Genomic DNA, 24154 nt, shown 5'->3' with positions numbered 1-24154 from the left:
CGTACGCGCCTACCTGTTGCTGGCCGCCACCCACCGCTCAAGGGCGGCCTTCGCCGCTCCCGAGTCGATCGACTCGGCGGCCCGGTCCATGCCGGCCCTGATCTGCTCGACGAGCGTGCCCTCGCCGGGCCGCACGGCCACAAGGGCCGCCGCCGCGTTCAGCAGCACCGCGTCGCGCACGGGCCCCTGCTCGCCGTCGAGGAGACGCCGGGCGACCTCCGCGTTGTACGAGGGGTCGCCGCCGCGCAGCGCCTCGATGGGCACGATGCCGATGCCGACGTCGCGCGGGTCGAAGGACTCCTCGCGCACGGCGCCGTCCCGCACCACCCATACGCGCGAGGTCCCGGTGGTGGTCAGCTCGTCGAGCCCGTCGTCGCCGCGGAACACCAGGGACGAGTTGCCGCGCTCGGCGAAGACCCCGGCCACGATCGGCGCCATCCGGGCGTCGGCGACACCGACGGCCTGCGCCTTCACCTTGGCCGGGTTGGTCAGCGGGCCCAGCAGGTTGAACACCGTGCGGATGCCGAGCTGCCCGCGCGCGGCGCCCGCGTAGCGCAGCGCGGGGTGGAACTTGATGGCGAAGCAGAACGTGATGCCGGCTTCCTCGGCGACCTCGGGCACCCGCTTCGGCGACAGGTCGAGGTTGACGCCCAGCTTCTCCAGTACGTCGGAGGAGCCCGAGGCGGAGGAGGCGGCGCGGTTGCCGTGCTTGACGACCTTGGCGCCGGTGCCCGCGACGACGATCGCGGACATCGTGGAGATGTTGACCGTCTTGGCGCCGTCGCCGCCGGTGCCCACGATGTCGACGGTCTCGCCGGGCACCTCGATCACGTTGGCGTGCTCGTACATGCCGCGTACGAGACCGGAGATCTCCTGCACGGTCTCGCCCTTGGCGCGCAGCGCCACCGCGAACCCGGCGATCTGCGCGTCGGTCGCCTCGCCCCGCATGATCCGGTCCATCGCCCACGCGGTGTCGTCGGCGCTCTGGTCACGGCCTTCGAGGAGGCCGTTCAGGACGGCGGGCCAGGAACGGCCCGCCGCGGTGTCGCCTCCAGCGGGGTTCAAAGCGCTCATGGCCGCTCCTGTGTGCTTCTGTGGGTGAAAGGTGCTGCGGCCCCACCCTATCCAGGTCCCGGGACCGCAAAGAGCCCCCGTCCAGGCAATGGACGAGGGCTCCCGCTGTGGCTTACAGCGACGGATCAGAGATCAGTGGTGGCCGTGGCCGCTGGTGATCTCCTTGTACTCCTCGGCGGTCGGCTTCGGGATCTGGTTGTTCTCCCCGTAGTAACCGCGCGAGAGCTTGCCGCGCAGCTTCTGGAGCCGCGTGACCTTGCGCTCGACACCGTTCTCGTCGACCGTCGGGCCGATCTCGACCGGCGCGTACTGCTCGTGCGCCGTGAGCGTGTGCAGGGCCTCCTGGTCGAGCGGCTCGTGCACCTCGATGAACTCACCGTGCGGCAGGCGCTTGATGATGCCGGACTCGCGTCCGTGCAGCACCTTGTCCTTGTCGCGGCGCTGGAGGCCGAGGCAGATCCGCTTGGTGACGATGAAGGCGATGACCGGGCCGACGAAGAACGCGATCCGGACGAACCAGGTGATCGCATTGATCGACAGGTGGAAGTGCGTGGCCCAGAGGTCGTTGCCGCCACCGATGAGCAGCACCAGGTACCAGGTGATCCACGCGACACCGAAGGCCGTACGCGTCGGAGCGTTGCGCGGGCGGTCCAGGATGTGGTGCTCGCGCTTGTCGCCGGTGACCCAGGCCTCGATGAACGGGTAGACCGCGATCGCGACCAGGACCAGCGGGAAGATCACGACCAGCGGGATGGCCACGCCCAGGACGAGCGTGTGACCCCAGAAGTCGATCTCCCAGCCCGGCATCACTCGGATCAGGCCCTCGGAGAAGCCCATGTACCAGTCCGGCTGGGCGCCCGTGGACACCTGGTCGGGACGGTAGGGACCGATGGCCCAGATCGGGTTGATCGTGGCGATCGCGGCGACCACCGCGATGACACCGAAGACCAGGAAGAAGAAGCCGCCCGCCTTGGCCATGTAGACCGGGAGCAGCGGCATGCCCACGACGTTCTTGTTGGTCTTTCCGGCACCCGCGAACTGCGTGTGCTTGTGGTAGAAGACCAGGATCAGGTGCGCCGCCATCAGGCCGAGCATGATGCCCGGCAACAGCAGGATGTGGATCGAGTAGAACCGCGCGACGAAGTCGCCGCCGGGGAACTCGCCGCCGAAGAGGAAGAACGACATGTACGTGCCGACGATCGGCACGGACAGGATCGCGCCCTCCATGAAGCGGACACCGGTGCCGGAGAGCAGGTCGTCCGGGAGCGAGTAGCCGGTGAAGCCGGTGAACATGCCCAGGACGAACAGCAGGAAGCCGAAGACCCAGTTGACCTCACGCGGCTTGCGGAACGCACCCGTGAAGAACACGCGCATCATGTGCACGAACATGCCCGCGAGGAAGATCAGCGCGGCCCAGTGGTGGATCTGACGGATCAGCAGGCCACCGCGCACATCGAAGGAGATGTGCATGGTCGAGTTGAAGGCCTCCGACATCAGCTGCCCCTGGAGCGGGACGTAGCTGCCGTCGTAGGTGACCTCGTTCATCGACGGGTGGAAGAACAGCGTCAGATACACACCCGTGAGGATGATGATGATGAAGCTGTACATGCAGATCTCGCCGAGCATGAAGGACCAGTGGTCCGGAAAGATCTTGCGCATGTTGGACTTGGCCAGGGAGTAGATCCCCAGACGTCCGTCGGCCCAGTCGGCTACGCGCTCGCCGGCCGGTGCCTTCTCGCGCGCAGGCGCGTCGTTCGTGGTCGTAGTACTCATCCGCGCTCCCAGAAGGCAGGACCGACGGGCTCAGCGAATTCGCTCAGCGCCTCGAGGTGACCCTCTTCGTTGACGCCGATGCGCAGCTGCGGCAGCGCGTGACCGGCAGGACCGAAGATCACCCGGGCGCCGTCGGAGAGGTCGAAGGTGGACTGGTGGCACGGGCACAGAGCGTGGTGCGTCTGCTGCTCGTACAGCGAGATCGGACAACCGACGTGGGTGCAGATCTTCGAGTAGGCCACGATGCCCTCGTGGGACCACTCGAGTTCCTGCTTGTCCTTGATGTTCTCCGGCTGGATCCGGACGAGCATCAGGGCGTCCTTGGCGATGTTCGTCTGGAAGTCCTCGTCGTGCTCCTCCAGGCCCTCGGGCTTGGCGAAGGTGAGCGAGCCGACCGCGATGTCCGAAGGCAGCAGCGGCTCGTTCGTGTTCATGTTGACGAGGGTCAGGCCCTTCTTCCACGACGTGGTGCGCAGCTTCTTCTCGGGCAGCGGCCCGAGGTCGCGAAGCAGGACCACACCGGAGAGGGGCACCAGCGCGAGAGCGCCGAACAGGGTGTTGCGGATCAGCTTGCGCCGGCCGAACTGCGACTCGCGGGCACCGTCGGCGAAGTCCTGGAGGACCTTCGCCTTGACCTCGGGCTCCGCCTCGATCGGGTGGCGCTCCTGGATGACCTCTTCGTCGGACATCAGGGTGCGGGCCCAGTGGACCGCGCCCGCGCCGATGCAGAAGAGCGCCACACCGAGGGTCATGCCCAGCGCGAAGTTCAGCGCGCTGATGTGACCCAGCGGGAAGATGTAGACGCTCGTATCGACGTCGATGGTGACGTACGAGGCGATGAAGCCGACGGTGGCCAGCATCGACACCATGAACAGGAAGGCGACGACGCGCTCGGACCGCTTGGCGGCCCGCTCGTCGATGTCCTGGATCCGGTGCTCGTGGGGCGGCAGACCCGGGTCGGTGAAGGGCTCGTCCTTCACGGCGACCGAGCCGTGCTCCTCGGCTTCCTGCGCAGTGGGCAGGTTCTCTTCTGGAATGTCTTGGCTACTCATGACTTCTTGGCCTTTGCGGTCCGAGCGGCAACCCAGATGGCGACGGCGATCAGACCGCCAAGACCGAAGATCCAGGCGAACAGACCCTCACTGACCGGGCCGAGCCCGCCCAGCTTGAGTCCACCGGGGCTCTCGGTCTTGTCACCGTTGACCGCGTCGAGGTACGCGATGATGTCCTTCTTGTTCTGCTTGGTCATCGTCGTGTCCGGGAACGACGGCATGTTCTGCGGGCCGGTCTGCATGGCCTCGTAGATGTGCTTCGGGGCCACACCCTCGAGGCTCGGCGCGAACTTGCCGTGTGTCAGCGCGCCACCCTCACCGGTGAAGTTGTGGCACTGGGCGCAGTTGGTACGGAACAGCTCGCCACCCTTGGCGATGTCCGCGCCGTTGGCGCTGTAGTCCTTGTCGGTCGGCGCGACCGGACCGGCACCCAGCGAGGCGACGTACGCCGCGAGCTGGTCGATCTCGGCCTGCGAGTAGATGACCTTCTTCTTCGGGACCTGAGCGCCCGGCTGCTGGGCCGGCATACGACCGGTGCCGACCTGGAAGTCGACGGCGGCGGAGCCGACGCCCACGAGGCTCGGCCCGTCGGAGGTGCCCTGACCGCCGGTTCCGTGGCAGCTGGCGCAGCCGACGGAGTAGAGCTTCTTGCCCTCGTCGATGGCGAGGGACTGGGCGGTTTCATCGGCCTGCGCCTTGTCCGCGGGTGCGAACGCGGCGTACAGCCCCCCGGTGGCCGCCAGCGCGAGGAGTAGGACGACGACCGCCGCCAGCGGATGGCGTCGTCGTGCGGAGAGCTTTTTCACGGATTACCCCGGTGTCAGGATCTTCTGCGTCGGTGCTGCGGAAATGTGTCGGGTTCTTCGCCCGATGCTGTGATCGTCGAACTACTTGATCAGGTAGATCGTGGCGAAGAGGCCGATCCAGACGACGTCGACGAAGTGCCAGTAATAGGACACGACGATGGCGGCCGTCGCCTGATGGTGGGTGAACCTCCGGGCGGCATACGTCCTGCCGAGGACGAACAGGAAGGCGATGAGGCCACCTGTCACGTGCATGCCGTGGAAGCCGGTGGTCAGGTAGAACACCGAGCCGTACGGGTCGGAGGAGAGCGAGAGCCCATCCTTCTTGACCAGCTCGGTGTACTCGTAGACCTGACCGCCGATGAAGATCGCACCCATGATGAAGGTGACGATGAACCACGACCGGAGCTTCTTCACGTCGCCGCGCTCGGCGGCGAACACGCCCATCTGGCACGTGAGTGAGGAGAGCACCAGGATCGTGGTGTTCGTCGCGGAGAACGGAAGATTCAGCGCATGCGCCATTTCCTTCCAGTGATCCGGTCCGGTCACCGATCGCAGGGTGAAGTACATCGCGAAGAGGGCCGCGAAGAACATCAGCTCGGAACTCAGCCAGATGATGGTTCCGACGCTGGTGAGGTTCGGTCGATTGACCGACGGGTGCGCGTGCCCGGTTTCTACTGTCGTTGCTGTCGCCACGACCGACATTATGTCGGTCGCTTATCTCGCCCTCACTCCGGGGGGTGCCGTTCGGAGTGTCTGAGGGGTGTGTCCAGCCCATATGGCCCATCGGAGCCGCGTGCGAACCGGTGTTGACGGGGTGTCGGGAGGAGTAGGCTCCGCGGCACGGATCACCGTACGACGGCTTAAGAAGCCCCCCGACCAACGATGCTTCGGAGGAACGATGCAGTCGACCGCGACGGTTCTGGTCTACAGCGACGACGCCAACACCCGCGAGCAGGTGCGCCTCGCGACCGGCCGGCGGCCCGCTGCCGACGCCCCCGAGGTGCAGTTCATCGAATGCGCGACGCTTCCGGCCGTCCTGAAGGAGCTGGACCGCGGCGGGATCGACGTCTGCGTCCTGGACGGCGAGGCCGCCCCCGCGGGCGGCATGGGCGTGTGCCGGCAGATCAAGGACGAGATCTTCCACTGCCCGCCGGTTCTGCTCCTGATCGGCCGCCCGCAGGACGCGTGGCTGGCGACGTGGAGCCGCGCGGAGGCCGCTGTGACGCTCCCTGTGGAGCCCGTGGAGTTCGCCGGGGCCCTCGCCTCGCTGCTGCGCTCCCGGCTCGCCGTGGACGCCTGAGGAAGCCCCTCACGCACCGTCCGGCACACACGCCGACTCCCGTACGCCGGCGGCGCACGGGAGTCGGAAGTCACACCGTTGATCTTGTCGGGCGGTCTCAGACCTCGGGGCTGAGCCGGGCCTGCTGGGCCGGGTCGGGCTTGTCGGCCTTCTTCGTGAGGGCGCTGCCCGCCTGCCACTTCTTCCAGCTGACGTTCCAGTCGCCGAAGCCGTTGCCGAACGGGTCCATCTCCGAGCCGTAGCTGTTGACGACCTTCACGATGTCGCCCTGGCGCACGGTGTCGTAGAACCAGGCGGCGTTGTTGGTGCTCATGCCGGTGCAGCCGTGGCTGACGTTCGCGGAGCCCTGCGAGCCGACGGACCAGGGCGCGGCGTGCACGTACTCGCCGCTCCAGGTGACGCGGGTCGCGTAGTACACCGGCAGGTCGTACGAGTCCGAGGAGCCCTCGGAGATGCCGATCGTCTCGCCCCGCATCCGTACGTAGTACTCCTTGCCGAGCACCACCTTGACGCCGTTGCGGGTCTCGAAGCCGGCCTTTCCGGTGGTGACCGGGATGGAGTTGATCTCCTTGCCGTTGCGGTAGACCGTCATGGAGTGCGCGGCGGCGTCGGTGACGGCCACGATGCGGTCACCCGTACGGATGGTCAGCGGCTTGGAGCTGCCGCCCCACAGCCCGTTCCGCACCTTCACGCCCGCCAGTCTGCTGGTGGCGGTGATCTTCGCCTGGGTGGGCCAGTACCCCTTCGGGCGGTAGTGCAGCTCGGTGCTGTTCACCCAGTACCAGGAGCCGTCCACGGCGGGCTTGGAGTCGACCCGCAGGGAGCGCTCCACCAGCGCGCGGGACTTCTCGTCCCGTACGGGCTTGTTGAGTTCGGCCGTGATGGGCTGTCCGACGCCGTATGTGCCCTTCTGTGGGCCGAACGTGGCCTTGAGGGACTTCTCCTTGCCCGGGTGGCCCGTGTCGAAGCTGAGGACCTTGCGGCCGGGTTCGCCGTCCTCGTCCTCGGTGCTCACCCGGACCGTGTAGCGGGTGTCCGCCGTCAGCGGGGCGGTGGTGTGCCATCTCGTGCCGTCGGCGGAGAGTTCGCCCGCGACATAGCGGCCCACGGCGTCCTGGGCGGTGACGTCGGTGATGCGGGACTCGTCGCCCTGGGCGGTGACCTCCAGCGGCTTGTCCGGGTCCGCCTTCTTGGCGCTGCCCACGGGACCGCTGAAGGAGATCTGGCTCGCCGCGTCGTACGGCTTGGCGGAGAGCGGATGACTGGAGTTGCCGCATGCCGCTGTGCTCGCACCGAGTGCGGCCACCAGCACGGTGCAGCCCAGAACCGTACGGATACGCGGTGAGTGGTTCATGAACTCACCGTAAGAAGGAACGCCCGGTCCAGCGCGGCGAGTGAGCCGCACGGGGCAACCCCCGGGTACGCCGAAGGGCCCGGACGCTCCATCAGGAGTGTCCGGGCCCTTCGGTGACGGAAGTTCAGTACCGGCAGCGGGTGCTACTGGTTCTGGTTCTCACCGCGGTAGTACTCGAAGACCCAGCCCCACAGGCCGAACATGATGATCGGGGCCGAGAAGTACAGCAGCCACCAGCCGATGGCCACGGCCAGGAAGGCGAGCGCGCCGCCGACACCCAGCGCGAGCGGCTGCCAGGAGTGCGGGCTGAAGAAGCCCACCTCGCCGGCGTCGTCCGCGACGTCGGCCTCCTTGTTGTCCTGGGCACCGGTGTCGACACGCCGGGCCGTGAAGGCCAGGTAGTAGCCGACCATGATGCACAGGCCGAACGCCAGGAAGAGCGCCGTCGTACCGGCCGGCTCCTTCGACCACACGCCGTAGACACCGGCCATGATCAGGACGAAGAGGCTCAGCCAGATGAACATCTTGCCTTGGACCTTCACTTGCCGGCCTCCTTAGCAAGCGCCTTGTCGCCGTGTCCGGCGTTCTCCAGCTGGTCCAGCGCGGCGATCTCCGGGTGGTGGAGGTCGAACGCCGGGGATTCCGAGCGAATGCGCGGCAGCGTGAGGAAGTTGTGCCGCGGCGGCGGGCAGGACGTCGCCCACTCGAGCGAACGGCCGTAACCCCACGGGTCGTCGACCTCGACCTTCTTGCCGTACTTGGCGGTCTTCCAGACGTTGTAGAAGAACGGCAGGATCGACAGGCCGAGCAGGAACGAGGAGATCGTCGAGATCGTGTTCAGCGCGGTGAAGCCGTCGGCCGCGAGGTAGTCCGCGTAACGACGCGGCATGCCCTCGACGCCCAGCCAGTGCTGCACCAGGAACGTGCCGTGGAAGCCGATGAACAGCGTCCAGAAGGTGATCTTGCCAAGGCGCTCGTCGAGCATCTTGCCGGTCATCTTCGGCCACCAGAAGTGGAAGCCGGCGAACATCGCGAACACCACGGTGCCGAACACCACGTAGTGGAAGTGCGCCACCACGAAGTACGAGTCCGAGACGTGGAAGTCCAGCGGCGGGGCCGCCAGGATGACGCCCGTCAGACCACCGAAGGTGAAGGTGATCAGGAAGCCGATCGTCCAGAGCATCGGTGTCTCGAAGGACAGCGAGCCCTTCCACATCGTTCCGATCCAGTTGAAGAACTTCACGCCCGTTGGCACGGCGATCAGGAACGTCATGAAGGAGAAGAACGGAAGCAGAACACCGCCGGTGACGTACATGTGGTGCGCCCACACCGTCACGGAGAGACCGGCGATCGCGATCGTCGCGCCGATGAGGCCGGAGTAGCCGAACATCGGCTTGCGCGAGAAGACCGGGATCACTTCGGAAATGATTCCGAAGAATGGCAGAGCGATGATGTACACCTCTGGGTGTCCGAAGAACCAGAAGAGGTGTTGCCAGAGCAATGCGCCGCCATTACTGGCATTGAATACCTGGGCACCGAACTTGCGGTCCGCCTCCAGGGCGAACAGCGCGGCGGCGAGCACCGGGAAGGCGAGCAGGACCAGCACACCGGTCAGCAGCACGTTCCACACGAAGATCGGCATGCGGAACATCGTCATGCCAGGAGCACGCATGCAGATGATCGTGGTGATGAAGTTGACCGAGCCGAGGATCGTGCCGAAGCCGGAGAAGGCCAGACCCATGATCCACATGTCGGCGCCGATGCCCGGCGAGCGGACCGCGTCCGACAGCGGGCTGTAGGCGAACCAGCCGAAGTCGGCGGCGCCCTGCGGGGTGAGGAAGCCACCCACCGCGATCAGCGAGCCGAACAGGTACAGCCAGTAGGCGAACATGTTCAGCCGCGGGAACGCGACGTCGGGGGCACCGATCTGGAGCGGCATGATCCAGTTCGCGAAGCCGGAGAACAGCGGCGTCGCGAACATCAGCAGCATGATCGTGCCGTGCATCGTGAACGCCTGGTTGAACTGCTCGTTCGACATGATCTGCGTGCCGGGGCGGGCGAGTTCGGCGCGCATGAAGAGCGCCATGACTCCGCCGATGCAGAAGAACGCGAACGACGTGACCAGGTAGAGCGTGCCGATCGTCTTGTGGTCAGTGGTGGTCAGCCACTTGATCACCGTCGCGCCGGGGCGCTTGGGCCGGGCCGGCAGCTCGTTCTCGTACGAGTCGCTTGCTGCCGCGGCACCCTGAGGTTCGTTGAGGATGCTCACGTTGTCTTCGTCTCCCGGTTCTTCTCGTGGTCCGTCTGAGCGATGCCCGACGGGACGTAACCGGTCTGCCCCTTCTTGGCGAGGTCCTTGAGGTGCTGCTGGTAACGCTCGGGAGAGACGACCTTCACGTTGAACAGCATCCGGGAGTGGTCGACGCCGCAGAGCTCGGCGCACTTGCCCAGGAAGGTCCCCTCCTTGTTGGGGGTCACCTCGAAGGAGTTGGTGTGGCCCGGAATGACGTCCTGCTTCATCAGGAACGGCACCACCCAGAAGGAGTGGATGACGTCACGCGAAGTAAGAACGAAGCGGACCTTCTCGCCCTTGGGGAGCCAGAGGGTCGGACCGGGGTTGTTGGTCTGCGGGTTCCGCTCGCCCGGAGTACCGACCTCGTAGACACCGCCGGCGTTCGCCGGGAAGTCGTCCTTGAAGCGCTGCGGGATGCCCGAGAGCTCCTTGGAGGTCTTGGCGTCACCGTCGACACCCGGCACGTTCTCGACGTAGTTGAAGCCCCAGCTCCACTGGTAGCCGACCACGTTGACGGTGTGCGCGGGCTTGTCCTCGAGCTTCAGAAGCTTCGATTCGTCGCGCGCGGTGAAGTAGAAGAGGACCGAGACGACGATCAGCGGAACGATCGTGTACAGCGCCTCGAGCGGCATGTTGTACCGCGTCTGAGTGGGAACCTCGATCTTGGTGCGGCTGCGCCGGTGGAAGATGACACTCCACAGGATCAGACCCCACACCAGCACGCCCGTGGCGAGCGCTGCCGCCCACGAGCCCTGCCAGAGGGAGAGGATCCTAGGGGCCTCCTCCGTCACCGGAGTGGGCATACCAAGACGAGGGAAGTCCTTGTATGTGCAACCGGTAGCGGTTACCAGGATCAGGCCCGCAGTCAGCACCTGCGGCAGCTTCCGCCGCATCGGGCGCCGCGACGAGCGGTCGGAGCCGTTGGGACTCACGTAGCGCCTTCCCGAGAGTCTCGCCCGCGCTCTTTGGTTGGCTACGGCCGCCATCTCGCTGGTCGCTCGCCGCCCTGGCACACGGGCAGGGGTTTGGATGTTTATGCGGACCAAACCCTACTGGACGCTATTTGGGGTCGCGCGGGGAGGGTGCCTAACGCGCCGCGGGTCACTCCGAAGGGTGGGATCGGGGGGCGTTTGTAGGTTTCTGACGGTGGGTCGGGGTGGGGTCGCCCTCGGTGGGTGGGGGGTGTGCTGCGCCGCGGGGTGCGGTTCTTCGTGGCTGGGGTGCGCCCCCGCGGCGGAGCCGCTGGTGTCACAGGCTCGCGCCCCTAGGGGAGGCGGGGGCGGCCAACCCCGCGGGGTGCGGTCGGGCGTGGCTGGGCGCGCAGTTCCCCGCGCCCCTGAGGGAGGCGGGGGCAGGCCGCCCCGTAGATGGAGGTCGGGCGTGGCTGGGGTGCGCGGTTCCTCGCGCCCCTGAGGGGTGCGGTCGGGTGTGGCTGGGGTGCGCCCCGCGGCGGAGCCGCTGGTGTCACAGGCTCGCGCCCCTGAGGGAGGCGGGGGCGGGCAACCCCGGCGGGGTGCGGTCGGGTGGGGTGTCCCGGGGCGGAGTCGCTGGTGGCGCGGGGCCGTGGCCCTGGGCGGCGGTGGTTCCCCGGGGGGCCGTAGCGTTGCGGCGTGTCGTACTTCGATGTGGCGTCGGCCGCTCCCCTTCACCCCGTTGCCCGGCAGGCATTGCAGGCCTCGCTCGATGAGGGGTGGGCGGATCCGTCGCGCCTGTACCGGGAAGGGCGGCGGGCGCGGCTGTTGCTCGATGCCGCGCGGGAGGCCGCCGCCGAGGCCGTGGGGTGCCGGCCCGACGAGTTGGTGTTCACGTCGTCCGGGACCCGGGCGGTGCACGACGGCGTGGCGGGGGCGCTCGCGGGGCGGCGGCGCGCGGGAAACCACCTGGTCGTGTCAGCCGTCGAACACTCTTCCGTACTCCATTCGGCCGCGGCGCACGAGGTCCTCGGCGGGTCGGTGGCGCAGGTCGGGGTGGGGCGCGAAGGCCGGGTCCCCGTCGAGGCGTTCCGTGCCGCGCTCCGGGAGGACACCGCGCTCGCCTGCCTTCAGTCCGCCAATCATGAGGTGGGGACGGAACAGCCCGTCGCCGAGGTGGCCGAGGTGTGCCGGGGCGCCGGGGTGCCGTTGTTCGTGGATGCCGCGCAGTCGTTGGCGTGGGGCCCTGTGGCGGGTGAGTGGTCGTTGCTCGCCGGAAGCGCCCATAAGTGGGGCGGTCCGGCCGGGGTCGGGCTGCTCGTCGTGAAGAAGGGGACGCGGTTCGCACCGCAAGGGCCCGCCGACGAGCGGGAGTCGGGCCGGGCCGCCGGGTTCGAGAACATCCCGGGCATCGTGGCCGCGGCCGCGTCACTGCGGGCCGTGCGGGCGGAGGCCGCCGGGGAGGCGGCGCGGCTGCGGGAGTTGACGGAGCGGATCCGGGCGCGGGTGCCGGAGCTGCTGCCGGACGTGGAGGTCGTCGGGGATCCGGTGCGACGGCTGCCGCACCTGGTGACGTTCTCCTGTCTGTACGTCGACGGGGAGAGCCTGCTGCACGGGCTCGACCGCGCCGGTTTCTCCGTTTCTTCCGGGTCGTCCTGTACGAGCAGCACGCTGACACCCAGCCATGTGCTGCGCGCGATGGGCGTCGTGAGCGAGGGGAACGTACGGGTGTCGCTGCCGCTGGGCACGGAGGCCGCCGAGGTGGAGCGGTTCCTCGACGTGCTGCCGGGCGTGGTGGGCGAGGTGCGGGAGAAGCTGGGCGCGCCGGTCGCCGGGGCGGCGGGCACGGCCGAGGCCGTGACCGTGGACGCGCTGGGCCTGACCTGCCCGCAGCCGGTGATCGAACTGGGCCGGGCGATCGGGCGGGTGCGGGTGGGCGGCACGGTGACCGTGCTCGCCGACGACAAGGTCGCCGCGGTCGACATCCCGGCCTGGTGCTACACGCAGGGCCACGAATACGCAGGAGCGGAGCAGCGGGAAGAGGGCGGTGCCCTTTATACGGTGCGGCGGGGCATTTAGGGGCGCGGGGAACTGCGCGAACGCGACCACGAACAGAACCGCGGCCGCGCTGCTCCACAAGAGAGCAGCAACGGCCGCGGCCCCGCCGAAGGCTTCAGCCCAGGTGCGCCTCGACCTCGACCGCGGCAGCGTCCCCGTACGCCTTGCGGAACCGGTCCATGAACGGCGCCCGCCGCAGCTCGTACTCCTGCGTGCCGAGCGTCTCGATGACCAGCGTCGCGAGCATGCAGCCGACCTGCGCCGCCCGCTCGTGCCCGACGCCCCAGGCCAGACCGGACAGGAAACCCGCGCGGAACGCGTCGCCGACGCCCGTCGGGTCGACCTTGGCGTCCTCCTCCGGGACGCCGACCTCGACCGGGTCCTCGCCGGCCTTCTCGATGCGCACGCCGCGCGCGCCGAGCGTGGTGACGCGGTGGCCGACCTTGCCGAGGATCTCCTCGTCGGTCCAGCCGGTCTTGGACTCGATGAGCCCCTTCTCGTACTCGTTGGAGAAGAGGTACGTGGCGCCTTCGAGGAGCGTCCGGATCTCCTCGCCGCCCATGCGCGCGATCTGCTGCGAGAAGTCGGCGGCGAACGGGATCGAGCGCGAGCGGCACTCCTCCGTGTGCCGGAGCATCGCCTCGGGGTCGTCCGCGCCGATGAGGACCAGGTCGAGGCCGTCGACGCGGTCGGCGACGGTCTTCAGCTCGATGAGCCGGGCCTCGCTCATGGCGCCCGTGTAGAAGGAGCCGATCTGGTTGTGGTCGGCGTCCGTGGTGCAGACGAAGCGGGCCGTCTGGAGGGTCTCGGAGATCCGGACGGACTCGGTGTCCACGCCGTGGCGGTCGAGCCAGGCGCGGTACTCGTCGAAGTCCGATCCGGCGGCGCCCACCAGGATCGGGCTCGTGCCGAGCTGCCCCATGCCGAAGGCGATGTTGGGTCCGACACCTCCACGGCGTACGTCGAGGGCGTCGACGAGGAAGGAGAGGGAGACCGTGTGCAGCTGGTCCGCGACCAGCTGGTCGGCGAAACGGCCGGGGAAGGTCATCAGGTGGTCAGTGGCGATGGAGCCGGTGACTGCGATTCGCACGGCGTGAGCACGCTTCCTGAATAAGGGGAGGAGTTGACGCTTCACGCTACCCGCTCGGGGCGTGCGGGCTGAAGTATGGAAAATGCCCGATAGCGGGTCTTTCTTCGGATGTCACCTCGGGGCTACCGTGCCGTCATGACCTACGACGCGTCAGGCATGGTCCAGGACGATCTCGCGGCGCTGCGCGGCGACTGCGTCCGGATGCTCCCGCACTGGGTGACACCGCCGGCGCCGTGGGAGGTGGAGCGGCCCGGCGCCGCGCACCGGCCCGCCGGGATTCACGGGGTCGTGGTGCCCGAGTCCTCGGCCCGGCTGATCGACTCCATGACCGGTTTCGGCGACTGACGGCTTCCGGAAGGGAACCGCGCGCCCGTACGCCCCGTCCCATCGGTGTCCCCCGGTGAGAAGGAGCGATGCGGTGAGCGGTGAAGAGCGGACGCGGGACCGTCTCGGGCGGCGGCGCACGGCGGCTGTCGTGTCGGTCGCGGCGGCCGTGCTGCTGGCCGGTGGCGGCGGCGCGTATCTGGCGACCAACGCGATGGGCGGGTCCGGCGACGAGGGGTCGGCCCGGCCCGGTGGCACCGGCACTCCCCCGCCGCTCGCCCTGGACGGCTACTCCGACACCGCCCCCTCCTCCGGCACGGCGCCGCCGCCCGGCATCGCGCCCGGCGAGCCCGACCCGAACGGCACCCGCTACGAGGCGACCGGCGATCTCCCGGCGGGCCCCGGGAAGGCGCCCGTCTACCGGGCGCGCGGCGGGGTGACCGCCGCCGAGGCCACCGCGCTCGCCGAGGTCCTCGACGTACGGGGGAAGCCGCGGCGGGACGGCGACGCCTGGAGGGCGGGGCCCGCGAAGGACGGTTCGGGGCCCTCGTTGCAGGTGAGCCGGGAGGCGCCGGGGAGCTGGACGTACTCCAGGTACGCGCCGTCCGCCGGCGGCAAGTGCGCCGGCGGGACGAAGTGCGCGGACCCGGCGGGCGGGGGCGGTGCCGAGGACGCGGTGAGCGAGGCCGCCGCGAAGCGGGCCGCCGCGCCGGTCCTGAAGGCCCTGGGCCAGGACGACGCGAAGCTGGACGCGAAGCAACTCATGGGCGCCACCCGCGTGGTGAACGCCGACCCGGTGGTCGGCGGGCTGCCGACGTACGGCTGGTCGACCGGGATCCAGATCGGCTCCGACGGTCAAGTGGTGGGCGGCAGCGGCCGGTTGAAGGCGCCTGCGAAGGGCGCCACGTATCCGACGGTGGGGGCGCGCGAGGCGCTTGAGCGGATGAACGGGGCGGCCGGCGGGGGCCGGGTCTCCGTCGGCGGGTGCGCGAGCCCGGTGCCATTGGACGGAGGCAAGGACGGAGGCAGGGCCGCGGACTGCGCCTCGGCGCCGCCGAAACCGGCCGCGGTCGCCGTCACGAAGGCGACGTTCGGGCTGGCCGCGCACACCGTCGGGGGCCGGCAGGCGCTGGTGCCGTCGTGGTTGTTCGAGGTGCGGCCCACCGGTGCCGACGCCGCGTTCACCGTGACGTATCCGGCGGTGGAGCCCAGGTACCTGGCGGCGCCGAGGAGTTCGGAGCCGTCCCCCGTGGAGCCCTCCGGCAAGGCGGGCGGCGACACCCGCACCGTGCACGTCCAGGGTTACAGCGCCACGGGCAGGACCCTGACGCTGCACTTCACGGGCGGGGTGTGCGCGAAGTACGCGGCGTCGGCGCAGGAGTCCGGGAGCCGGGTGAGCGTGAAGGTCACCGAGACGCGGAAGAAGGGCACCGTCTGCGTGCAGATGGCGAAGTTCTATACGTTGCCGGTGACGCTGGACGCTCCGCTCGGCGAGCGGAAGGTGGTGACGGCCGAGGGGGCCGCCGTGCCGTACGCGCAGAAGAACGCGCCCGGCGGGGTCGAGCCCGCGCCGCGCGACTGACCGGCCCGGAGCATGCCGAAGGGGCGGCCCCGAGGGGCCGCCCCTTCGCGCCTTACCGCTGTACGGCTTAGCTGAACGAGTCGCCGCAGGCGCAGGAGCCCGTCGCGTTCGGGTTGTCGATCGTGAAGCCCTGCTTCTCGATGGTGTCGACGAAGTCGATGGAGGCGCCGCCCAGGTACGGGGCGGACATGCGGTCGGTGACGACCTTCACGCCACCGAAGTCCTTGACGACATCGCCGTCGAGCGAGCGCTCGTCGAAGAAGAGCTGGTAGCGCAGGCCGGAGCAGCCGCCGGGCTGAACAGCCACACGCAGGGCCAGGTCGTCACGGCCTTCCTGGTCGAGCAGGGCCTTGACCTTGGCGGCGGCTTCGTCGCTGAGGATGATGCCGTCGCTGACGGTGGTGGTCTCGTCCGATACGGACATCTACATCTCTCCCGGGTTGTTCGGAGACTGCTTGCCGACCATTGCAACCGGCAAAGGCCCGGATCCATTCCGGGTTACGCACTTCTTCTCTTCATGCTCGCACACAGTGCGCGGGCGGGGCACGGGGCGGCGGCAGCCGGATGCGTCACATCGACGAATTCACCATCGTCAAACTGACGTGAAGCACGTATGATAGATAGCGTCATTTCGACGAAAAGTCGAGCAGAGCGAAGAAAGGGTGCGTGACGTGACCACGGCCCAGTCCCCCCAGGCCCCCGTTGACCTGGATGTTTCCCCCACGCCTCTGGCACTCCTGCTGCTCGGCCGGGAGGCCGACCCGGGGAGCGAGCGCGGCGTGGAGTGCCCCGGCGACCTGCCCTCACCGTCCGACCCGGACCTGGTGGAGCGGGCGCGCGCGGCCAAGGAAAGGCTCGGAGACAAGGTGTTCGTGCTCGGACACCACTACCAGCGCGACGAGGTCATCCAGTTCGCCGACGTCACCGGGGACTCCTTCAAGCTGGCGCGCGACGCGGCGGCCCGGCCCGAGGCCGAGTACATCGTGTTCTGCGGTGTGCACTTCATGGCCGAGTCGGCCGACATCCTCACCGGGGACGACCAGAAGGTGGTCCTGCCGGACCTCGCCGCGGGCTGCTCCATGGCGGACATGGCGACGGCCGAGCAGGTCGCCGAGTGCTGGGACGCGCTGACCGAGGCCGGCATCGCCGAGTCCGTGGTCCCCGTCTCGTACATGAACTCCTCCGCGGACATCAAGGCGTTCACGGGCAAGCACGGCGGCACGATCTGTACCTCGTCCAACGCCGAGCGGGCCCTCAACTGGGCGTTCGAGCAGGGCGAGCCCGATTCGACAAAGGTGCTCTTCCTGCCGGACCAGCACCTCGGGCGGAACACCGCGGTGCGCGATCTCGGCATGTCGCTCGATGACTGCGTCGTCTACAACCCGCACAAGCCGAACGGCGGGCTGAGCGTCGAGGAGCTGCGGGCCGCGAAGATGATCCTGTGGCGCGGGCACTGCTCCGTGCACGGGCGGTTCTCGCTGGACTCGGTCAACGACGTGCGGGAGCGCATACCGGGCGTGAACGTGCTGGTCCACCCCGAGTGCAAGAACGAGGTCGTGGCCGCGGCGGACTACGTCGGTTCGACGGAGTACATCATCAAGGCGCTGGAGGCCGCGCCCGCCGGGTCGAAGTGGGCGATCGGCACGGAGCTGAACCTCGTGCGGCGGCTCGCGAACCGGTTCGCCTCGGAGGACAAGGAGATCGTCTTCCTCGACAAGACGGTGTGCTTCTGCTCGACCATGAACCGGATCGACCTTCCGCACCTCGTCTGGACCCTGGAGTCCTTGGCGGACGGCCGGTTGGTCAACCGGATCGAGGTCGACCGCGAAACGGAACAGTTCGCGAAGCTCGCCCTCGAGCGGATGCTGGCGCTGCCTTAGCGGGTGACGTCCCGCCGCCTTGGGCAATCTGCCGCCTAGGGCGGCAGGGTGGGCAAGGCGGCACCCCGGTGCGGGGCGAGCACCTCATCAGGCGCCCGCCCCGCTTCCGGTCCCGGGGCTCTGCCCCGGACCCCGCTGCTCAATCGCCGCAGGGGCTTGATCTACACGCCCGCCGGCTCCGGTTCGGGCGACGGGGTCTGGGGTGGAACCCCGGAGCCGCCACCGTCGCCGCGCTTCGCCGCCCGCTTCGACGCCCGGCGCTCCTTGCGGAGCTCCAGCATCGCGTAGAGCGTCGGGACCAGGAGAAGCGTCAGCAGCGTCGACGTGATCAGACCGCCGATCACGACCACCGCCAGCGGCTGCGCGATGAAGCCGCCCTCACCGGTGACGCCGAGCGCCATCGGGAGCAGGGCGAAGATCGTCGCCAGGGCCGTCATGAGGATCGGGCGCAGACGGTGCCGGCCGCCCTCGACGACCGCCTCCACCACGCCGAGGCCCTGGGCCCGGTACTGGTTGATCAGGTCGATCAGGACGATCGCGTTGGTGACCACGATGCCGATGAGCATCAGCATGCCGATCATCGCCGGGACGCCCATCGCCGTACCGGTGGCGACCAGCAGGCCGATCGCGCCCGTGGCCGCGAACGGGATCGAGACCAGCAGGATCAGCGGCTGGGCCAGCGAACGGAACGTCGCCACCAGGAGCATGAAGACGATCGCGATCGCCGCGAGCATCGCCAGGCCCAGGTTCTTGAACGCGTCGTCCTGGTCCTGGCTGACACCGCCGATGGTCGCCGTGGCGCCCTTCGGCAGATCCAGCGAGGCGAGCTTCGACTGAAGGTCGGCGCTGACCGCGCCCGTGTTGTCGCCGTCCGGCTTCGCCGTGATCGTCGCCGCGCGGGCGCCGTCGATCCGGGTCATCGAGACGGGGCCGTCAACGGTCTTCACCGTGGCGATGTCCCCGAGGGTGACGCCGCCCGGGCCCATCGGCAGCTTCTTCAGCTCGGCCATCGTGGTGGCCGGCTTCGCCGACTTCACGACGATGTCGCGCTCGGTGTCGTCGATGGTCGCCTTGCCGCTGGTGGTGCCGCGCACCGCCTGCGTGACGGCGGCGCCGAGCGTGGTGTCGTTGAACCCGGCGGCGGCCGCCTTGGAGTTGGCCTTCACCGAGATCCGCGGCACCGACTGCGACAGGTCGCTGGTGACGTCGGTGACGTCGTCGAGCGAGGCGACCGCGTCGCGGACCTGCTCGGACGCCTTCTCCAGCACGTCGCCGTCGGCGGCCTTCACGACCACGGACAGGTCCTGGCTGCCGAAGCCGTCACCGGCCGCGATCGTCGTCGTACCGACGCCGGAGAGCTGTCCGAGCTCGCGCTCGATGCGCTTCTGCGTCGCCTCGTACGTCGAGGAGTCCTTCAGCTTCACCTGGTACGACGCCTGGTTGGTGTCGGTGCCGCCGCCGAAGGCCGCCATGAAGCCGGAGGAGCCGATGGTGACCTGGTAGTCCTCGATCTCGTCGATGCCCGAGAGCATCTTCTCGATCTTCTTCGCTGAGGCGTCGGTCGCCGACAGGCTGGTGCCGGGCTGCAACTCCTGCTTGATGGAGAGGACTTCCTGGTCGCCCTGGTCGAAGAAGTTCGTCTTGAGCATCGGCGCCATGCCGAACGTGCCGACGAGCACGACCACCGCGATCAGCAGGCTGGTGAAGCGGCGACGCGTCGCGAAGCGCAGCACCGGAACGTAGATCCGCTGAAGCCAGGAGCGCGCCTCCTTCTCCTCGGCCTTGCGCCGGGCCTCCTCCGGGTCGACGCCGCGGGCCGCCTTCGGCGGGCGCAGGAACCAGTAGGAGAGGACGGGCACGACCGTCAGCGAGACGAGCAGGGACGCGAGGAGCGCCGCCGTCACCGTGATGGAGAACGAGCCGAACAGCTCGCCCACCATGCCGCCGACCAGGCCGATGGGCAGGAACACCGCGACGGTGGTGAGGGTCGAGGACGTCACCGCGCCCGCGACCTCGCGCACGGCCTTGAGGATCGCTTCGCGGCGCTCCTCGCCGTAGCCGAGGTGCCGCTTGATGTTCTCCAGGACGACGATCGAGTCGTCGACGACGCGGCCGATCGCGATGGTCAGCGCGCCGAGCGTGAGCATGTTGAGCGACAGGTCGCCGGTCCACAGGACGATCAGCGCGAGGACGACCGACAGCGGGATGGAGACCGCCGTCACGAGCGTCGAGCGCAGCGAGGCCAGGAAGATCAGGATCACGATGACCGCGAAGAGCAGGCCGAGCGCGCCCTCCGTGGTCAGGCCCGAGATGGACTTCGAGACGGCCGGGCCCTGGTCGCTGACGACGGTCACGTCGGCGCCGGAACCGAGGTCGTCGCGGAGCTGCGGCAGCTTGTCCTTGACGGCCTTGGAGATGGAGACGGCCGAGCCGTCCTGGTCCATCGTGACCGCGAGCGACAGGCTGGGCTCGCCGTCGGTGCGGGTGATCGAGTCGGCCGTGGACGGCTGCTGCTTCACGGTGGCGATGTCACCGAGGCGTACGGGCTTCTTGACGCCCTCACCCGTGATCATCAGGTCCTGGATCTGCTTCAGGGACGTGAAGCCGCCGCCGACCTGGACCGTGCGGTTCTTGCCCGCCTCGTCGAGCGAGCCCGCGGGCATGGTGACGCCGCCGGCCTTCAGGGACTCGGCGAGGGCCTGCGGGTTCACCCCGGCCGCGGCCATCCTGCGGTCGCTCGGCGTGATGTCGACCTGGAGGTCGCGGACGCCGTCGACCGTCACCTGGGAGACGCCGTCGATGTCCTTCAGCGTCGGCACGACGGACGTGTCGAGCTGGTCGGCGAGCGCCTGCTGGTCCTTGTCGGAGGTGACGGCGAGGACGACGGTCGGGATGTCGTCGGTCGATCCCGCGACGACCTGCGGGTCGACGTCATCGGGCAGCTGGGCGCGGGCCCGGTTGACCGCCTGCTGGACGTCGGCGACGAGCTGCTTGCTGCCGTCCGTGCCGTAGTCGAACTGGGCCATCACCAGGGCGTTGCCCTCGCTGGCCGTGGAGGTGACGCCGGTGATTCCGTCGACCGCGTCGATGGAGTTCTCGAGAGGCTCGACGACCTGCTTCTCCACCACGTCCGGGGACGCGCCCTGGTAAGGGGCGATGACGGAGACCATGGGCAGTTCGATCGAGGGCAGCAGCTGCTGCTTGAGCTGAGGGATCGCGATCGCGCCGAAGACGATCGCGATGATCGAAATCAGTCCGATGAGGGCGCGTTGAGCGAGGCTGAATCTCGACAGCCAGGACATGGATCGGGTCTCCGTGGGACGTGAGCGGAAGATGAAGGCCCGTGGCATGACAACCGATGTGGTGCGAGGCGTGGGCCCACGGTCCACCCTCGGTCATGCGTGCGACCCGATTCGTCGCTCCCAGGTCCCGTTCTCGGCCGCCGCCTACTGCGCCCGGAGTACGCGCCCGTGAGGGTCACTCCACCCTTGGGCGTACCAGGCCCGATTCGTACGCGATGACGACGAGTTGGGCGCGGTCGCGGGCGCCCAGCTTGGCCATGGCGCGGTTCACGTGGGTCTTCACGGTGAGCGGGCTGACCTCCAGGCGCTCGGCGATCTCGTCGTTGGAGTGGCCGCCCGCGACCTGGACGAGGACCTCGCGCTCGCGCCCGGTGAGCGCGGCGAGCCGCTCGGCCCGGCCGTCCGTGAGGCGCTCCCCCTCCTCGTAACCGTCCCCCTGCGCGAGGAACTTGGCGATCAGCCCTTTGGTCGCGACCGGCGAGAGCAGGGCGTCGCCCGCGGCCGCGATCCGCACGGCGCCGAGGAGTTCGTCGGGCTCCGCGCCCTTGCCGAGGAAGCCGCAGGCGCCGGCCCGCAGCGACTGCACCACGTACTCGTCGACCTCGAACGTCGTCAGCATCACGACGTGCACGTGGCACAGCTCCGGGTCCGCGGTGATCTCGCGGGTGGCGGCGAGGCCGTCGGTGCCGGGCATCCGGATGTCCATGAGGACGACGTCGGGGCGCTCGGCGCGGGCGAGGCGGACGGCCTCGGCGCCGTCGGAGGCCTCCCCCACCACCTCCATGTCGGGCTCGGAGTCGACGAGCACGCGGAAGGCGCTGCGCAGCAGGGCCTGGTCGTCGGCGAGGAGCACCCTGATCGTCGCGCTGGTCATGTGGTGGCGTCCTCGGGGGTGTCGGTGCCTGCGGCGGGCCCCGCGCCGCCGGCACGGGCCTTGGTCGGAAGGATCGCATGGACGCGGAAACCGCCGCCGTAGCGCGGTCCCGCGGTGAGGGCGCCGCCGAGCGCGGAGGCGCGTTCGCGCATGCCGAGGAGGCCGTGGCCGCCGTTCGCCCCGGGTTCGCCGGGATCGCGGGGGTGGTCGCCGTGCGCGGTGGCGGCGCCGGGGCCGTCGTCGAGAATGGTGATCTCCACGTTGGGCCTCACCCGTACGACGCTGACCTCGGCCCTGGCGCCGGGGCCCGCGTGCTTCTGTACGTTCGTCAGCGCTTCCTGTACGACGCGGAACGCGGCGAGGTCGACGGCGGCGGGCAGGGCGGGGGCGTCCTTCGCGCGGGCCACCTCGACGGGCAGGCCCGCGTGCCGGAAGGTGTCGACGAGGTCGTCGAGCCGGTCGAGTCCCGGGGCGGGTTCGGTGGGGGCCTCCGGATCCCCGGTCTGCCTCAACAGGCCGACCGTGGCGCGGAGTTCGTTGAGGGCGGAGCGGCTGGCCTCGCGGACGTGGGAGAGCGCCTCCTTGGCCTGGTCGGGCCGCCGGTCCATGACGTGGGCGGCGACGCCGGCCTGCACGTTCACCAGGGCGATGTGGTGGGCGACGACATCGTGCAGGTCGCGGGCGATCCGCAGCCGTTCCTCGGCGACGCGGCGCCTGGCCTCCTCCTCGCGGGTGCGCTCGGCGCGTTCGGCACGCTCCCGGATCGCGGTGACGAAGGCGCGGCGGGAGCGGACCGCGTCACCGGCGGCCGCGGCCATCCCGGTCCACGCGAAGATCCCCAGGTTCTCCTGGGAGTACCAGGGCAGCGGTCCCGCGAACATGGCGACGCCGGTCAGCAACGCCATCGAGGCGAGGCCGACGCGCCAGGTGGTGGGGCGGTCCGTGGTGGCGGCGACCGTGAAGAGGGCGACGACCGCGGACATCACGACGGGGGCGCGGGGATCGCCGGTGACCAGTTCGACGACGGAGACGGTGGAGGTCGCCGCGAGTACGCACAGGGGGGCGCGGCGGCGGAACACGAGGGCGGCGGCGCCGAGCAGCATCAGGACGACGCTGAGCACGTTCGGGGTCCTGGCGCCCCAGGCGTACGTTCCCCCAGGGCCGTGCGGGTCGACGAAGGAGCCGGCGACCATGCACAGGAGGACGCCGAACGCGAGGGTGGCGTCCAGGGCCAGCGGATGCGTCCTGGCCCACCGTACGAAGCGGTTCACCGGGTTCACGGTAGCGGGTCACGCATTTCAAGCCCCGCCGGCGATCGAGGCGCGGGGTCCGGGGCGGAGCCCCGTGGCGTGGGGACGGGCTACCCCGGAATCAGACCGTCGTCGCTGAGCATGTCCCGGACCTCCGCCAGGGTGGCATCGGCCGCGGGCAGGATCAGCTCCGACGGTTCCAGGGCGTCGTCCGGCAGCGGAGCGCCGAGACGCCGGACCGCGTCCAGGAGAGCGGCAAGCGTGCGGCGGAAGCCGGCCTCGTCACCGCTCTCCATCTCGGCGAGCAGCTCGTCGTCGAGCTTGTTGAGTTCGGTGAAGTGGCCGTCCGCCAACTCCACCTGGCCCTCCCCCATGATCCGGACGATCATGTCGGCCTCCTCAAGGCACTACTGCTTGTCGAAGCGCGGGGTGTCCTGGGGCTGCGACGGCCGACCCTGTTCCTGTCCGCCCTCGAGCGCCTGCTGCGACGAAGAGGAGCCCCCGGCCAGCTCCGACTTCATGCGCTGGAGTTCCAGCTCTACATCCGTACCACCGGAGAGCCGGTCCAGCTCGGACTGGATGTCGTCCTTGGCGAGACCCGACGAGTCGTCGAGGGCGCCCGAAGCGAGCAGTTCGTCGATGGCGCCGGCCCGCGCCTGGAGCTGCGCGGTCTTGTCCTCGGCGCGCTGGATCGCCATGCCGACGTCGCCCATCTCCTCGGAGATGCCGGAGAACGCCTCGCCGATCCGGGTCTGCGCCTGCGCCGCCGTGTACGTGGCCTTGATCGTTTCCTTCTTGGTGCGGAAGGCGTCGACCTTGGCCTGGAGGCGCTGGGCCGCGAGAGTGAGCTTCTCCTCCTCGCCCTGGAGCGTCTGGTGCTGCGTCTCCAGGTCCGTGACCTGCTGCTGGAGCGCGGCACGGCGGGACAGTGCCTCGCGGGCCAGGTCCTCCCGGCCGAGCGCGAGCGCCTTGCGGCCCTGGTCCTCGAGCTTGGAGGACTGGGACTGGAGCTGACCGAGTTGCAGCTCCAGGCGCTTGCGGGAGGTCGCGACGTCCGCGACTCCCCTGCGTACCTTCTGGAGCAGCTCCAGCTGCTTCTGGTACGAGTAATCGAGGGTCTCGCGCGGGTCCTCGGCCCGGTCAAGGGCCTTGTTCGCCTTCGCGCGGAAGATCATCCCCATACGCTTCATGACACCGCTCATGGGCTTCGCGCGCCCCCTTCTGACAGATC

The 24154-nt window shown here is 69.2% G+C and carries 21 protein-coding genes; 5 read left to right on the top strand and 16 right to left on the bottom strand.

The features are described from left to right. Positions 1–9: 9 nt before the first annotated feature. The 5 genes from trpD to ctaE form a co-directional block, all read right to left on the bottom strand. Positions 10–1074, bottom strand: a complete 1065-nt coding sequence (gene trpD, locus ACNYS0_RS29045) for an anthranilate phosphoribosyltransferase (protein ID WP_422477581.1) — start codon at positions 1072–1074, stop codon at positions 10–12. Positions 1075–1206: 132 nt separating this feature from the next. Beyond that, positions 1207–2847 (bottom strand): cytochrome bc1 complex cytochrome b subunit, encoded by a 1641-nt coding sequence (gene qcrB, locus ACNYS0_RS29040; RefSeq protein WP_422406864.1) that lies wholly within the window; start codon positions 2845–2847, stop codon positions 1207–1209. Next, positions 2844–3899 carry a cytochrome bc1 complex Rieske iron-sulfur subunit gene (gene qcrA / locus ACNYS0_RS29035; RefSeq protein ID WP_422406865.1) on the bottom strand — a complete coding sequence of 352 codons (1056 nt, stop codon included), beginning with the start codon at positions 3897–3899 and terminating at the stop codon, positions 2844–2846. The genes qcrB and qcrA overlap by 4 nt, the downstream gene beginning before the upstream one ends. Then, complete coding sequence (qcrC, locus tag ACNYS0_RS29030; protein ID WP_399238384.1) at positions 3896–4705, bottom strand: cytochrome bc1 complex diheme cytochrome c subunit; 810 nt, start codon at positions 4703–4705, stop codon at positions 3896–3898. The genes qcrA and qcrC overlap by 4 nt, the downstream gene beginning before the upstream one ends. A gap of 81 nt (positions 4706–4786) precedes the next feature. Then, on the bottom strand, positions 4787–5407 hold the full coding sequence (ctaE, locus tag ACNYS0_RS29025) for an aa3-type cytochrome oxidase subunit III (RefSeq protein ID WP_326014682.1): 621 nt from the start codon (positions 5405–5407) through the stop codon (positions 4787–4789). 196 nt (positions 5408–5603) lie between these two features. Between ctaE and ACNYS0_RS29020 the strand changes: the two genes are divergently transcribed. Beyond that, positions 5604–6005 (top strand): DNA-binding transcriptional response regulator, encoded by a 402-nt coding sequence (locus ACNYS0_RS29020; RefSeq protein ID WP_422406866.1) that lies wholly within the window; start codon positions 5604–5606, stop codon positions 6003–6005. Between the two features lie 97 nt (positions 6006–6102). Here ACNYS0_RS29020 and ACNYS0_RS29015 read toward each other — a convergent pair whose 3' ends face one another. From ACNYS0_RS29015 to ctaC, 4 genes are all read right to left on the bottom strand, one after another. Further along, on the bottom strand, positions 6103–7359 hold the full coding sequence (locus tag ACNYS0_RS29015) for a L,D-transpeptidase (protein ID WP_422477579.1): 1257 nt from the start codon (positions 7357–7359) through the stop codon (positions 6103–6105). A gap of 143 nt (positions 7360–7502) precedes the next feature. Beyond that, positions 7503–7901 (bottom strand): cytochrome c oxidase subunit 4, encoded by a 399-nt coding sequence (locus tag ACNYS0_RS29010; protein ID WP_266720452.1) that lies wholly within the window; start codon positions 7899–7901, stop codon positions 7503–7505. After that, on the bottom strand, positions 7898–9628 hold the full coding sequence (gene ctaD, locus ACNYS0_RS29005) for an aa3-type cytochrome oxidase subunit I (RefSeq protein WP_422477577.1): 1731 nt from the start codon (positions 9626–9628) through the stop codon (positions 7898–7900). Before ctaD ends, ACNYS0_RS29010 begins: the two co-directional genes overlap by 4 nt. After that, on the bottom strand, positions 9625–10584 hold the full coding sequence (gene ctaC / locus ACNYS0_RS29000; RefSeq protein WP_422477575.1) for an aa3-type cytochrome oxidase subunit II: 960 nt from the start codon (positions 10582–10584) through the stop codon (positions 9625–9627). Before ctaC ends, ctaD begins: the two co-directional genes overlap by 4 nt. 678 nt (positions 10585–11262) lie before the next feature. On the opposite strand from ctaC, the gene ACNYS0_RS28995 reads away from it, so the two are divergent. Beyond that, positions 11263–12642 (top strand): cysteine desulfurase/sulfurtransferase TusA family protein, encoded by a 1380-nt coding sequence (locus ACNYS0_RS28995; protein WP_422477573.1) that lies wholly within the window; start codon positions 11263–11265, stop codon positions 12640–12642. 94 nt (positions 12643–12736) lie between these two features. On the opposite strand, the gene ACNYS0_RS28990 is transcribed toward ACNYS0_RS28995, so the two are convergent. Beyond that, the gene (locus tag ACNYS0_RS28990; RefSeq protein WP_422477571.1) at positions 12737–13711 is read right to left on the bottom strand and encodes a carbohydrate kinase family protein; all 975 of its coding nucleotides are present in this window, start codon (positions 13709–13711) and stop codon (positions 12737–12739) included. Between the two features lie 135 nt (positions 13712–13846). Between ACNYS0_RS28990 and ACNYS0_RS28985 the strand changes: the two genes are divergently transcribed. Beyond that, positions 13847–14056 (top strand): hypothetical protein, encoded by a 210-nt coding sequence (locus ACNYS0_RS28985; RefSeq protein ID WP_422477569.1) that lies wholly within the window; start codon positions 13847–13849, stop codon positions 14054–14056. A gap of 73 nt (positions 14057–14129) precedes the next feature. Continuing rightward, on the top strand, positions 14130–15617 hold the full coding sequence (locus ACNYS0_RS28980; protein ID WP_422477567.1) for a hypothetical protein: 1488 nt from the start codon (positions 14130–14132) through the stop codon (positions 15615–15617). A gap of 67 nt (positions 15618–15684) precedes the next feature. On the opposite strand, the gene ACNYS0_RS28975 is transcribed toward ACNYS0_RS28980, so the two are convergent. After that, complete coding sequence (locus ACNYS0_RS28975) at positions 15685–16041, bottom strand: HesB/IscA family protein (RefSeq protein WP_111661853.1); 357 nt, start codon at positions 16039–16041, stop codon at positions 15685–15687. Between the two features lie 238 nt (positions 16042–16279). On the opposite strand from ACNYS0_RS28975, the gene nadA reads away from it, so the two are divergent. Further along, complete coding sequence (gene nadA / locus ACNYS0_RS28970; RefSeq protein WP_422477565.1) at positions 16280–17497, top strand: quinolinate synthase NadA; 1218 nt, start codon at positions 16280–16282, stop codon at positions 17495–17497. 161 nt (positions 17498–17658) lie between these two features. Here nadA and ACNYS0_RS28965 read toward each other — a convergent pair whose 3' ends face one another. The 5 genes from ACNYS0_RS28965 to ACNYS0_RS28945 form a co-directional block, all read right to left on the bottom strand. Continuing rightward, on the bottom strand, positions 17659–20799 hold the full coding sequence (locus ACNYS0_RS28965; protein WP_422477563.1) for an efflux RND transporter permease subunit: 3141 nt from the start codon (positions 20797–20799) through the stop codon (positions 17659–17661). Between the two features lie 175 nt (positions 20800–20974). Beyond that, positions 20975–21673: a response regulator transcription factor gene (locus ACNYS0_RS28960; RefSeq protein WP_422477561.1), complete on the bottom strand. Its 699-nt coding sequence runs from the start codon at positions 21671–21673 to the stop codon at positions 20975–20977. Then, a complete protein-coding gene (locus ACNYS0_RS28955) occupies positions 21670–22953 on the bottom strand; it encodes a sensor histidine kinase (RefSeq protein ID WP_422477559.1) in 1284 nt (427 codons plus the stop codon). The genes ACNYS0_RS28960 and ACNYS0_RS28955 overlap by 4 nt, the downstream gene beginning before the upstream one ends. Before the next feature lie 80 nt (positions 22954–23033). After that, positions 23034–23312, bottom strand: coding sequence for a PspA-associated protein PspAA (gene pspAA / locus ACNYS0_RS28950; protein WP_422477557.1), 279 nt, complete (start codon positions 23310–23312; stop codon positions 23034–23036). Between the two features lie 18 nt (positions 23313–23330). Next, positions 23331–24125: a PspA/IM30 family protein gene (locus tag ACNYS0_RS28945; protein ID WP_422477555.1), complete on the bottom strand. Its 795-nt coding sequence runs from the start codon at positions 24123–24125 to the stop codon at positions 23331–23333. Positions 24126–24154 lie beyond the last annotated feature (29 nt).

It is taken from the genome of Streptomyces anthophorae, assembly GCF_049310305.1.
Lineage (GTDB): Bacteria > Actinomycetota > Actinomycetes > Streptomycetales > Streptomycetaceae > Streptomyces.
The sequence above is the reverse complement of the archived record's forward strand: the minus strand, read 5'-3'. Positions and strand labels throughout refer to the sequence as shown.